The sequence below is a fragment of the Candidatus Scalindua japonica genome (genome assembly GCF_002443295.1).
Classification (GTDB): domain Bacteria; phylum Planctomycetota; class Brocadiia; order Brocadiales; family Scalinduaceae; genus Scalindua; species Scalindua japonica.
On the sequence record NZ_BAOS01000036.1, the window covers coordinates 1 to 12,568 of the forward strand.

Genomic DNA, 12,568 nt, shown 5'->3' on the forward strand with positions numbered 1-12,568 from the left:
ATAGAGAGAAGAGGTGAGCTATATAAAATGAATGCGGAGGTTATGGGAAAAGCCCATTTTGTTCTGCAGGTTCTGGAAAAAGAGTGGGGTGCATGGGAGTACAACATGAAAAAGGGGGGTGTATATTTTGAATCTAAGAGGGCCGTTATAGAATTCAATAGCACAATGGAACAGATTGGAGTTCTTGTGCGGAAGATTAAGGAGTTACAGCTTACGATTCTAGAAACCCAGTCAGGTGAAAATGGATAGTACCATTGGCGTATACTTTATTTATCATTACTTTAATAAAATAACAAAATATTTTTACATTTTCCCCAGTATAACAATAGTCTTACAATTTTAATCTTGCTTAACAGGCTGTCCGAAAATAACCAAAAACACCTTTTTTGTCATTCTGGATTTATTTCAGAATCTAGAATAAGAAATTAAATTTCACCTCCTATGTGTTTAATTTATAAGTTATGGGAATTACAATTCTTACTTCAACCGGTGGTGGAGGAAATGGAGAAGCCTTTCTGACAGCTTGTTCAGCATTATCATCCAGGATTGAGAAACCTGAACTTTTATTTACCTTAATACCTTTTACATTCCCGTCCAGGCAGACAATGAATGATAGTATGACATCACCTTCCATAGACATCTTTCGCGCTTTGTAAGGATATGATATATTTATACGAATTATTTTGTTTATGTAATCAAAATGTTCCTTGATATATCGGTTTTCAGAACTCTGATTTAATTCATGCTGCATTCTATCTGATTTTGAAATCCCTCCTGATTGTCCAGCATTTACAACACTTTTGGGTTTACACGTGGTTTCTGTAACAGCTTGCTTTACTTTTTCTGTTACCTCAACAGCCTTTGCAGGTACTCTTTTTTTCGTCTTGACTACCCTCTCCTGTTTGACATTGTCAGGCACTGGCAACTCTTCTTTTATCACAACATTCGCTTTAATCTCTTTGGAATCTTGAGTGGCCGTATTATTTTTCTGTATTTGCGGTTGTTTAGTATTAATCTCCTTTTGCGTTTTAAAGTATTCAGCGCTATAATTTACTTCCTGATTTTCCTTTTCTACTATTTCTTCTTCCACCTTGTTTTTAGTTTCCTGTTTAACGATGGCAGGGATTGATGCCTCGTTTTTTATAGTCTCTGCCGTTTCCATTCTGTTTTTATCGGCCTCTTGTTTGCCTGTTTTTATGATATTTGTTACATTAAACTCCAGGACCACTTTCATGTTTTGCTGTGCAACCGGTTTCTTAATATAAAAAGGCCAGGGCCACAAGCAGAATGTGAATAAAAATAGAGATAACAAACCCTGGTTTATGGTAATTCATTTGTTTCCTTTTTTTGGGTATAATAATCAATACAAATCAGGTTCTATGGGGGCGAAAGATAATCCTTCGACTCCCGGCCCGCGCCGCATCGGACGGGGAGTCGAAGTGTAATCAATATTGAACTTTCTATACATAAACAATAATGTTAAGCTGTTTTTTTCCGCATCCTCATTTCAATACTTCTGTCTGCAGGGTCACTTTTTCAAAACCGGTATTTTTAACGGTATCAAGGACGTCCACAAATGCCTGTAAGACAATATTTTTATCAGCTCTTATTGTCACTGGTGTTGTTTTGTCAAATGAGTTGATAGATTCTTTAAGGCCATTTATATCTACCGGTTTGGAGTTCAAGTATATTCTTTCTTCTCTATCTATCTCTACGATCAGCGATTCTATAGACTTCGATTGTTTCTCTGATGCTCCCGGCAATTGGATAGGCAACAGTTCGGCCTTTATAAAAGTAGAGGTAGTAAGGACTATGGTCAGCAGCACAAGCATAATGTCTACAAACGGAATAATATTTATTGAATTAAACTCCTCATCTTCCATCATTGTTAATCTCCCACTCCATCAAGATGACCTTTGCCTTTCTCAGGAGAAAGTTGTGTAGAGCTACGGAAGGAATCGCAACAAGCAGGCCGATTGCCGTGGCCTTGAGAGCGAGAGCAAGTCCAGTCATAATCTTGCCTGTTTCCATATACCCTTCTTCTCCTATATTGTAGAAGGTAAACATTATACCCAATACCGTACCCAGTAAACCGATGTAAGGGGCGTTGCTGCCGATAGTGGCAATTAAGTGGATTTTCCTCGTAAGCGCGAGTTCCAGTGATTTTCTCTTAATGAAATCGTCTGATCTAATATTCCTGTATACCAGGAATCTTTCCATTGCAATAGAAAGAGATACAATACTCATAAAGATCAGGAACCCGATGATTCCATAGTCAACAAACAATTTAGTTAATTCCATTACGCCTCCTGTATTTAGTTAATTCCTTGCCTGTCATTAGCAGGGTAGAGTATCTCCGTTTCACTCAGAATGTCATCATAGTAACAAATGTGTCATTTTCTGCCGGAAGACGGGTGAGCGAAACGGAAAATATAACTTGTTTAAAATGTGAAATCTACTCCGACAAATTACAATCTTTATACATAAGGAGCATATAACTCATGTTTATAAAAAAATTCAGCGTAAGTCAAAACGTGATATCCATCGTGATCCAGACGCTTCGACCAGGTTCTTTTACCTGGACCTGGTCGACGTCAAAGGCATTGCTCAGGTTCAGATGTTTAGCGTAGTTTTGTCGAATAGATTATCTACACCGAATTTTATCCTGGCTCCCATGTCAAATGTGTAAGAACCATACAGATCTGCTACAGCATATCCCGGTGTTTTTCTCGCATCAAGACCGCTGCCAATACTCGTGGTATCATCCACCCGGCTCTGTCTATTCACCATGAGAACCTTGCCACCTACACTCCAGTTCCTCTTTTTATAGTCAGTGGTCACAGATACTTCCAATGGAGGAATCTGCGCTAATGGGCGGTCTTCCCTGAGGTTTTCTCCATATACGTAAGCCAGAGAAGCCCCGCTGAATAAATGTTCTGTCCAATATCTGTTTAACGATATTTCACTGCCAATGAGGTAGGCGCTTACATTCCGGTAAATGGTGGCATTGTTACCTGCAGCACTGGCACCGTGATCCCGAGTTCTCATGATAAAATCACTGATCCGGTTGTAATAGACATTGGAATCAAATCCCCATGATTCTGTTTTGCACCTGGTGCCTATCTCTATCTGATGGTGTTTCTCCGGGTCAATAAAAGGGTTGCCTACCCATCGGCTGCTTTCTGTCATGTTGTTGTTGGAAGCCATATAGCGCTCTGTGGCATCAGCAGTCCTTACACTACGACTCAACGTCGTGTAAAATGTCCCTTTGCCTTGCAGATAATCCTGTTCAAAGCGCACCATACCACTGATATTATTCTCGATTTCTGACCTAGAACTCCCACCGTAGTATATCGTATAAAGCCCGGAGGCGCTAAGCTTGGCTAGCATACCCAAGGTATCTGTCGGAGTCCTGTCTGCTTTGTCGGCGGTTGCCCTGACATGATCATAGCGCAAGCCGATCTTAATGCGTCTGTTATAACTCATGATCCATTCCGATTCTCCGTATAGCCCGATAGTCTGGAGCCTTACATCAGGCCAGAGAAAAGAATTAATAGCATTCACATTATCGCGAGCATTGCCCCGGTAGCGAACAGCGTCCCGTTTATTGCTCTGGTAATCAATACCAAAATTGGTCAGAAAATCACCATGTACGGCATCAAAATCAAGTCGCCCACTCAAAGTATCGGATGTGGATGGTGCCTTCATATGCATCATGGCCATGGGAGGGGTGCGTAAGCTATAGTTGTCCATCTGATGTTTCAGGTCTGAGTAGGAAACCCTTCCCGACACCTTTTGTATTGCACCAAAAGATAGACCACGATTGAATTTTAATCGGTAGACATCATGTAGTGTATAAGGCGAGTCCATGCCAGCCCCGGCAAAGTAAACATCATCGGTATCTGTTGCCTCATAGCCGAACTCAACCCTGGTTTCATCGTCCGGAGTCCAACCCAACATCACATTTCCCGTAGACACTTCATATGCTGATCGAACTGAATGTCCGTCACCGTCTTCGTAGTTCTCGCTGTTGTCATAGTTACCGATAATACGGAGATATCCCTGGGTATTTCCAACAGACAGATCGGCAAATCCTTCACGTCCGTCAGCATTGCCGCGATACCCACCGCCAGCTCTGCCTCGATACCATTCTCCTTCTGTAAAACGTTCTGTGTTGCGTTTGAACAGTACAGTGCCTCCACTGCCACCGCCACCCTGCTGAACGGTCTGAAATCCTTTGATCACTTCCACTTCATCATAAGTTTCGGAAGGGCCATAGGAACTGGGCGGGTCCATGCGGTTTGGACAACCGCCATGAACGTAGGCACCATCCAACAGAATGTTCAGGCGGTTATGGGACTGTCCCCGAACGACTGGGTCAACGCCGTGACCACCCATACGGGCGGAAGAGATGCCTGGAATAGTTGTCAGCAGATCACCGCCATCAGACACAGGTCCCTTTGCTCGTTCACTAATGATCAGCCGGGACCTGGCAGGTTCAGAAATTTGAGTGTCTTCAACAATAATAGGCTCCATTTTAATAATAGTCTCTCTGTTGTCTGTCGTGTTTTCAGCCCAAACCGGCATTAGCCATAGTAAAAACAGCGCAGACAGTACAAGTGATTTCTTCATAATTTCTTTCCTCTCGTTTTTATTAGAAAACAGGAATGAGCATGTGCAATAATACAATTTGCGTGCATGTACAGGTTATCGCTTTAAAGAGATCTTCGTCTCTGAATTTAATACAGCGTGCAATCCTGAAAGTGTATATACTGCCGCATAAACATTCTTGTAAGTTTAGAAAACTCTGTGTGATTTCTGGTATGTCTATCCAATCTGATGATATCGCTCTCAACAATGGGGTATGGTCGATTTACATACCCTTCCCAGTTCCTGTACCTATTCCTCTGTATTCATATTATGATAGGCCAGGATTATCTGTATGAGTCACAGTGCAAAATAAATGCAACATGGTACCTGCATTTGCCCTGAAGCAAAAGAAATTCTGCAGGTAAGTTGATAAAACAAAATTTCTATTGATGCGGCATAAAAAACTTGAGTGTCATTGTTATTAGTCAGATGTAGTGTATGAAGACAATCCTTTCATACAGCTTCCATAACAGAAAACATCCAGAGGATTTTTCAATTGATGATATTGGAATAATGACATGACACTGCCGTCTACACGCCTTATCTTATTTATTCAGCGAATTTATTGTTTCACGATATTATTTGATGGACTTTATGCAAGATGGCGTGGTGGTTTATCCGGCGGAGATATTTTTATGGATGCCGGAAAAACTCTCTGCTGTTTGTCTATAAAATGAAGCATGGGTAGATCTGGTGGAGTGATACCATCCTCGGGAATGGTAACATTATATGAAAATGAAGAAAGCTGGTCAGGAAACCCTGCACATCCCAGACTCTTAATGAATGTGGAGAATATACCTTGATAATTCTCCTTAAGCAAACTTTTCCCTTCAGTGGCATTGATATCTATTGCACAGCAACAACTGCTTATGCTATGCGGTTCAGGATTACATTTACAAATATGAGATTCAGGATGTAACGCGACACTCTTATTATGAATAACAGTGCTGAAGCCCGGCGCAAAGAGGTTTACGAGCAGACACATTGAGATGACAATGCTGACAAAAGATGAGGACAGTATATATTTATTAGTTTTTGACAATAATAATTTATCTTTCATCATGGTTGCTGAAACGTTACAAAGAAGCTCGTTAGCTCCGGAAAGTATTACCTGCAACGGCCATATAAAACTGAACTTTCATTTTTCAGAGGGTACAATTTACTACTTTATATGAAAATTGTAAAGAAATAATTCATTTAAGAGAAAGAGAGATCATGTGTCATATTAATTTTCCCAGTGGTTTCCGTCTTTGAAATCTCTCTTTACATAATACAGAAATATGATATCCTTCTTCTTGGATTAGTTAAAATCATTATGCAAGAATGGATAGACACTGCAAAAGAGTTTAATCGTCCAATCCCGGAAGTGAAGGGGGCGTTTAATATAATATGCCTGACAGATTAGCCAATTGACAGCATCTGAAGAGCAGAGAACCCTTTTTATCAGATTACTGTCTACGACACGGGTGACTCTTAAGACTTGAATAATAAGCTTTCTAGCTTCGAAACCATCTCAAAATTTTGCTTGCAGCAGCCTGGCAAAGTATTACAATTGACTGGTGGAAAAACGAAGGAATTTGTTTGATATATTTAATTATATATTCAATTAGATTCTCTGCTAAAATGAATGCATTTACAATTCCGTTATCTTTTTTGAAAATAAAATTCTATGAAAATTGCAGTTGTCTATAATCGAGAAAGTCAGAAGGTAATCAACCTTTTTGGTATTCCTAACCGTGAAAAATATGGATTAAAGGCCATAAAACGTATCACAGACTCTTTAAAAAAGGGTAAACACCAGGCTATCGCTTTAGAAGGTGATAAAGATTTGATTGATAATCTGGAAGAATTCATGCCGAGAGTATTGAAAGGCGAACAACCTGGCATGGTGTTTAACCTGTCCTATGGCATTCAAGGCCAGGCCAGATATACACACGTACCCAGCATATTAGAAATGATCGGTATTCCCTATGTCGGTTCAGGACCACTGGCACACTCACTTGCTCTGGACAAAGTAGTTGCCAAAATGATGTTTGTGCAAAACAACTTGCCAACACCTCCATTTGCGGTAGTTACCAATCCGGACTTTGAGATGCCGGATTTGGCTTTTCCGCTTATTGTGAAACCTAAAAATGAAGCGGTGTCATTAGGAATAAAGATCGTTAATAGTGAACAGGAACTTAGGGATGCTACCCAGGTTATTTTTGATGCATTCAGCCAACCAGTCCTGGTAGAAAGTTATATTGAAGGCAGGGAAATAAACGTTGGCATTCTGGGAAATAACCCGCCTTTAGTATTTGAACCTGCGGAAATTTGTTTTGGTGAAAGTGGGCCAAAAATTTACACCTATGAAGACAAAACCAGAAACTCCGGACGTGAAATATCTGTCATTTGTCCGGCACCCATCGAAGCTGGCCTGGCCGCCAGGGCACAACAAATAGCGATAGATGCATTCACGACATTAGGTTGTTATGACTGTGCGCGAGTGGATATGAGGATTGATAGTCAAAATAATTTATATATTCTGGAAATAAACAGCTTGCCAAGTTTAGGAGAACACGGATCTTATGTTGCCGCAGCAGAACACATGGGAATGGATTTTTCTGCTTTAGTAAACCGACTGGTGGACGTTGCGAGCGCCCGTTATTTTGATACACCAAACCCTCCCGAAGTTACCGGTAAAAACCAACCTTCTGATAAAGCTGCGTTTGGTTTCCTGACCAATCGAAGAGATCAAATGGAGAAACAGGTACAACAATGGTGCCAGATATCCAGCCGTACCAATGATCCTATTGGGATCCAGATTGCATATAATGAACTCGATAAAAAGCTGAATGAACTGGGACTCAAACAAGCGCCGGAATATAGCGATGACCCGCATGTCTGGGTATGGCAGACACCTGCCGGTCTGGAAAAAGGTACCTTGCTGATTGGTCAACTTGATGTACCCTTGGACATAGGTATTTCTACTGAGCCTTTTCGAAGAGACCCGGAATGTTTGCATGGTGAAGGTGTTGGCTCGTCCCGTGCGCCATTGGTTATGCTTGAGTATGCGCTGAAAGCCTTAAAATTCTGTCGCCAGCTTAAGCATACCCATTTGGGGATTATGTATTATGCAGATGAAGGTAATGATACCCGCTATAGTTCTACGGCAATTTCAAAAGTCACCGGTCTTGCTAAACAGGTGCTCGTATTGAACCCGGGTAACATAGAGGATAAAATAGTTACCAAACGTCGGGGACAACGGAAATATCGTTTGACCGTCGAAGGAAAATCATTAAAACTGGGACAACCTTCAAAAACCCCTGATATAATGTTATGGCTATTTAGTAAACTTGAAAAAATATCCAGACTCTCTTCCAGTAAAGATAGGATCGCTATTGCTGCAGTTGACTTTCATACCAAATCATTCCCAATGTTACTTCCCCATCGTATTACAGCAACATTGCAGATGTCGTTTCCTGATATTAGGACGGCAAATAAAACAGAAGAGGCAATTCACGAAATACTTAAGGACAAAAGTGTACGCTGGAATTTAGCCATGTTATCGAGTAGGCCGGCAATGAAGGATAGAAGAGTGAATGCCAGATTGATTAATTCCTTACAATCTGTTGCCGATCATTGGGAAATTCCACTTGGTAAAGAAGCTTCACTTATACCCTCGGTTGCCGGTTTAGTGCCCACAAACATTCCGGTAGTTTGTGGTATAGGCCCTGTGGCTACTAAAATACATACTTCACAGTCAGCAGTTCAACGTATCAGTCTGGTCCAGAGAACATTACTACTAACAGAGTTCCTGATAAACACTATTGAGAAATAAGCATGATACCTGTTTATAATAAGAACGCCGATACCGAGTTATTAGAACTTGGTAATCGTCGCCTGACTAAACCACAAAAAGTGTCAGTATCCAAATACGGTATGGTGTCAACTGCTCACTACCGCGCCACTGAACTGGCATTTGATGTATTAAATGCCGGCGGCAACGCTATGGACGCAGCAGTGACTGCGGCGTTTGCGTTGGGCGTTTGCGAACCTGCAGCTTCCGGCCTGGGCGGTCAAACCATGATGTTGTTTTACGATGCGCAAAGCCGCAAAAAAATTGCCCTGGACGGCTCTTCAAGAGCTCCTCATAGAATCGTTCCAGGAGAATCAAATAAATCAGAACTTCTCAGGGGATACAACGCAAGCACCGTTCCCAGCACCCCGGCGGTACTGGCCTATGCTCTAAAAAATTATGGAAGCTTAACTCTGAAAGATGTATTAGGTCCTGTCGTTGATTTAGCGAAAAAAGGATATGAAATATCCCAATTACAATATGATTTGACTAAACGTGAACTGAAACATTTACGCAACAATACTGCGGCACCACTGTTTCTGAAGAAAGGTAAACATCCTTACCCTGTTGGGTCATTATTCAAACAGGAGAAGCTGGCCGGGACTCTCGAAAGAATGGCTACGGCAGGTATTGAGGATTTCTATCTTGGTGATATAGCGCAGATGATTAAGGCTGACATGATAGCGAATGACGGACTTATTCAGGCTGATGATCTTGCTCAAATTCCATGGCCGGTAGAACGCAGACCGCTTACTACAAGCTTTGAAAATACCCGTGTGTTTACTATGTGCCCTCCCGGAGCGGGTAGGGTTTTAATAGCAATGTTAAATATACTGTCCCAGTTTTCGCCGAAACAGAGGGACCCGGACACGCCACGAGGGGCACTATTGCTGGCAAATGTCATTCGGCAGACAAATCTTGATCGCCAGGACCGCCCTATTGAACCGAATTTGTACCATCAAATTGACAATGAACATATGGGAAGGCCCGAGTATGCACAACGTAATGCAAAAAAAATAAAAAAGAAATTGAAAGGTAAGGGTGAAACGACTCATTTATCTGTTGTTGATCGTTACGGTAATGCAGTCTCCCTTACACAGTCAATTGAACGCGTATACGGTTCATTCTGCGCGTCAGCAGAACTTGGTTTTCTCTACAATAATTATATGAGCGCTTTTGAGTACAATGATATCACCCACCCTTATTATTTACGGCCTAATGCGGTGCCATGGGCGAGTGTTTCTCCAACCATCTTCTTTCGGGGAAGAAAGCCGTGGCTGGTTATCGGCTCTCCGGGAAGTGAGCGTATTGCATCAACAATTATTCAAGTATTATTGAGACTTGACAAACATTCTCCCTATGAAGCTGTCGCCGCACCGAGACTTTTTTGTTCTCTAAAAGGTAAGGTATCACTGGAAGCAAGCCGTATGAGGGATGATATAACTGATATGTTAGCTTCTAAAGGCTTTGAAATCGATGTTCGTGATCCATATTCTTTCTACTTAGGCTGTGTACAAATGATCATGCGTAGCAGGAGAGGTGAATATATTGGAGTAGCCGACCCTCGACGTGATGGTTCCGCGAAAGGGCCTAGACTGTGAACAAACTACCTCTTTTAATATCCGTACCACATGCAGGATTAGCCATTCCACCGGAAGTAGAACCATTCAATCTTCTGACGTCTGACCAGATTATTGCGGATGGAGATGAAGGGGCAAGGGAAATCTATGCCATTGAAGAATTGGTCAATAAATTTATTACTACGGATATTGCCAGGGCTTTTGTTGACATGAACCGGAAAGAAAATGATTTTTCCAGAGACGGTGTGGTAAAAACCCATACCTGTTGGAGTGAACCCGTGTATAAATCACCATTGTCATCGGAAATAATTAAACTATTACTGGAACGCTATTACTTCCCCTACCATCGGCAGCTTATAGATGCTGCCGATAAGGATATTATACTTGCGATTGACTGCCATACCATGGCATCCGCAGGCCCACCTGTTGGCCCAGACCATGGGTCTGTGCGTCCAATGGTTTGCTTGAGTAATGCAGATGGTACTTGCCATGAAGAGTGGTTCTATTTATTAGCCGATTGCCTGAGTGAGACTTTTTGTTGCGAGGTATCCCTCAACAAACCTTTCAAGGGAGGATATATAATCAGGCGTCATTCCAGGGAAATTTCCTGGTTACAATTGGAGTTGTCCCGTAATCCCTCTTTATCTATTGAATACAAAAGAAATGCAGTAATATCCGCTTTGAAAAAATGGTGCAAGACGGTTACAAAATCGTAGAAATTCTGTATTGCCTGTAAGGAGAATATTTCATGCTTTAAACGCTTTACTTTGTCATATTCATCAGCAGTTCTTACTGAAAAAGATTTTCTCGGCCAGTAAAGATATTCACTGAGATAACAGGATATTGACATTTGTCACACCGGATAGCATCAACACTGGGATTATATTAACCTGGCAATTAAATACGTGTCATTACGGTTTGTTGATCTAATTGTTAAATAACACTTTATGATATTATAAATATCCTCTAAATATTTGCCAGGTTAATAACAAGGTAAGAAGAGGAATATTTCCCCTATATTGTGTACTTAATGGTAAAATAGACCATAAGGGAATTCAGATGATTTAAATACGGACAATAAGAAGATAAAACAATTATCATTATAAAGAGTATGTTCAAACCATGTTGGTACGGTTTGTTAGCAACGATTTACAGAGGCACCCTTTATTAGCAGATTTACAGAAAGGCGGAGTATATATTATGAAGTATTTTTTTGCTGTTTGTTTTTTTGCAATTTTTCTTATTAGTACTAGTACAAAGAGTAATTCTGATGAATTTAAAAACCCAAAAAGTGAAATTCATGTTTCATTCGAAACATTGAGAACAATGATTCAGTCTCTTGATGAAAGAATTTCAAAACTTGAAGAGAAATCAGAAAAAGAAGAAATGCAATTACAAGATCCTGAGGCTGAAACGACAACAACGAAAAACACTATGTCTGAAATGAATAAAAGGCTTGCCAAGGTAGAAAAAATAATAGCAAGCATAGAAATGAAAGAAATCGAAAAAGCATTGACTTCAGTTGAGAATACATTAGATATTTTAAAGAAAAGATTATCAGAAAACTCAAAGAAGCTGGAAGATTCGGAAGTCCATGCTTCTGTCCAGGAAAAGATGTTTCGTAAAATACTATCAGATCTAAAGAAACAAGATACGCTAACAAATAGAAATGATGAGAAAGAGACGGTGAAGACATTGGACACAAAAACAAAGGTTCTGGTTAAAACGTCACAGGAAGCAACAATAACAAATTCAAATGATGATCAACTTCAAACAATAAAGAAGGAAACAGATAATATAGTGAAGGAGAAACAAACTGAAGTAATGAAAAAACCAAAAGAGTCAACAGAGCTCGAAGGTTTAAAAGGATTGAAAGATCAGGATGAATCAGGACAATTGAGTGGATTGAAAAATCAGGACGTATCGGGTCAATTGAGTGGATTGAAAGGAACAGCTAAAACGACAGAAACTACTCAATTGAATAAGATGGAAGAATCGACAGAAATTGGTAATGATTTTTCTGTAAGCAATGTTACTTTTGAAAAATTTGGCAGTTCGTCTATTGTACAAGGAGAGATTAAAAATGGGTCTAGAGATGATATTATAACTGTTTCATTTGTCATGAAACTATTTGGAGGAGATGGTAATACGATTGCTGAATTTGATTTTAACATTATGAATATCAAGAGCAGCTCAACAGAACCATTCAAAGAGATGGTTAACGGTGTACTGCCGTCTCAAATATCAAGGTATGAAATAAAATATAAAAGATCAAGATAAGTGAGAGGACACTGATTATTGAGCGGGCCCGCATATTCAATTGGTTTTTTTTAATATCCAGAAAATTAGTATTGATACCAAACTGATAGGGTTGTTGTGTGATACCAAGCAGTGACCGGATCTTAATTAATTGTGTTAACAATAGCATGATTATAGGCATGTTGAGTACTCTCTATGGAATGAGATTCAAAAGTAAACAGGCAGCCATTCAGGAGAAAGC

At 40.4% G+C, this 12,568-nt stretch carries 10 protein-coding genes; 5 read left to right on the top strand and 5 right to left on the bottom strand.

All coding sequences use genetic code 11. The annotated features are described in order from the left end of the window. A partial coding sequence (locus tag SCALIN_RS18865) for a hypothetical protein (RefSeq protein WP_203415573.1) occupies nt 1–249 on the top strand: 249 nt, incomplete at its 5' end. Nucleotides 250–439: 190 nt separating this feature from the next. On the opposite strand, the gene SCALIN_RS18870 is transcribed toward SCALIN_RS18865, so the two are convergent. From SCALIN_RS18870 to SCALIN_RS18890, 5 genes are all read right to left on the bottom strand, one after another. Then, nucleotides 440–1,234 carry an energy transducer TonB gene (locus tag SCALIN_RS18870; protein ID WP_096896001.1) on the bottom strand — a complete coding sequence of 265 codons (795 nt, stop codon included), beginning with the start codon at nt 1,232–1,234 and terminating at the stop codon, nt 440–442. Between the two features lie 268 nt (nt 1,235–1,502). Continuing rightward, nucleotides 1,503–1,886, bottom strand: a complete 384-nt coding sequence (locus SCALIN_RS18875; RefSeq protein WP_203415574.1) for an ExbD/TolR family protein — start codon at nt 1,884–1,886, stop codon at nt 1,503–1,505. Further along, nucleotides 1,873–2,301, bottom strand: coding sequence for a TonB-system energizer ExbB (gene exbB / locus SCALIN_RS18880; RefSeq protein ID WP_096896003.1), 429 nt, complete (start codon nt 2,299–2,301; stop codon nt 1,873–1,875). The genes SCALIN_RS18875 and exbB overlap by 14 nt, the downstream gene beginning before the upstream one ends. 312 nt (nt 2,302–2,613) lie before the next feature. Continuing rightward, the gene (locus SCALIN_RS18885; RefSeq protein ID WP_096896004.1) at nt 2,614–4,632 is read right to left on the bottom strand and encodes a TonB-dependent copper receptor; all 2,019 of its coding nucleotides are present in this window, start codon (nt 4,630–4,632) and stop codon (nt 2,614–2,616) included. Between the two features lie 610 nt (nt 4,633–5,242). Next, nucleotides 5,243–5,692, bottom strand: coding sequence for a hypothetical protein (locus SCALIN_RS18890; RefSeq protein ID WP_162532411.1), 450 nt, complete (start codon nt 5,690–5,692; stop codon nt 5,243–5,245). A gap of 627 nt (nt 5,693–6,319) precedes the next feature. Between SCALIN_RS18890 and SCALIN_RS18895 the strand changes: the two genes are divergently transcribed. The 4 genes from SCALIN_RS18895 to SCALIN_RS18910 all read left to right on the top strand — a co-directional run bounded on the left by SCALIN_RS18895 (nt 6,320) and on the right by SCALIN_RS18910 (nt 12,348). After that, a complete protein-coding gene (locus tag SCALIN_RS18895) occupies nt 6,320–8,470 on the top strand; it encodes an ATP-grasp domain-containing protein (RefSeq protein WP_096896006.1) in 2,151 nt (716 codons plus the stop codon). 2 nt (nt 8,471–8,472) lie between these two features. Further along, nucleotides 8,473–10,089 (top strand): gamma-glutamyltransferase family protein, encoded by a 1,617-nt coding sequence (locus tag SCALIN_RS18900; protein WP_096896007.1) that lies wholly within the window; start codon nt 8,473–8,475, stop codon nt 10,087–10,089. After that, the gene (locus tag SCALIN_RS18905; protein WP_096896008.1) at nt 10,086–10,784 is read left to right on the top strand and encodes an N-formylglutamate amidohydrolase; all 699 of its coding nucleotides are present in this window, start codon (nt 10,086–10,088) and stop codon (nt 10,782–10,784) included. Before SCALIN_RS18900 ends, SCALIN_RS18905 begins: the two co-directional genes overlap by 4 nt. A gap of 484 nt (nt 10,785–11,268) precedes the next feature. Beyond that, nucleotides 11,269–12,348: a hypothetical protein gene (locus SCALIN_RS18910; RefSeq protein ID WP_133112054.1), complete on the top strand. Its 1,080-nt coding sequence runs from the start codon at nt 11,269–11,271 to the stop codon at nt 12,346–12,348. Nucleotides 12,349–12,568 lie beyond the last annotated feature (220 nt).

Bases quoted from the DNA above. Each gene is read 5' to 3' on its own strand.
- SCALIN_RS18870 (WP_096896001.1), bottom strand. From the start codon at position 1,234: ATGAAAGTGGTCCTGGAGTTTAATGTAACAAATATCATAAAAACAGGC.
- exbB (WP_096896003.1), bottom strand. From the start codon at position 2,301: ATGGAATTAACTAAATTGTTTGTTGACTATGGAATCATCGGGTTCCTG.
- SCALIN_RS18885 (WP_096896004.1), bottom strand. From the start codon at position 4,632: ATGAAGAAATCACTTGTACTGTCTGCGCTGTTTTTACTATGGCTAATG.
- SCALIN_RS18900 (WP_096896007.1), top strand. From the start codon at position 8,473: ATGATACCTGTTTATAATAAGAACGCCGATACCGAGTTATTAGAACTT.
- SCALIN_RS18895 (WP_096896006.1), top strand. From the start codon at position 6,320: ATGAAAATTGCAGTTGTCTATAATCGAGAAAGTCAGAAGGTAATCAAC.
- SCALIN_RS18910 (WP_133112054.1), top strand. From the start codon at position 11,269: ATGAAGTATTTTTTTGCTGTTTGTTTTTTTGCAATTTTTCTTATTAGT.
- SCALIN_RS18875 (WP_203415574.1), bottom strand. From the start codon at position 1,886: ATGATGGAAGATGAGGAGTTTAATTCAATAAATATTATTCCGTTTGTA.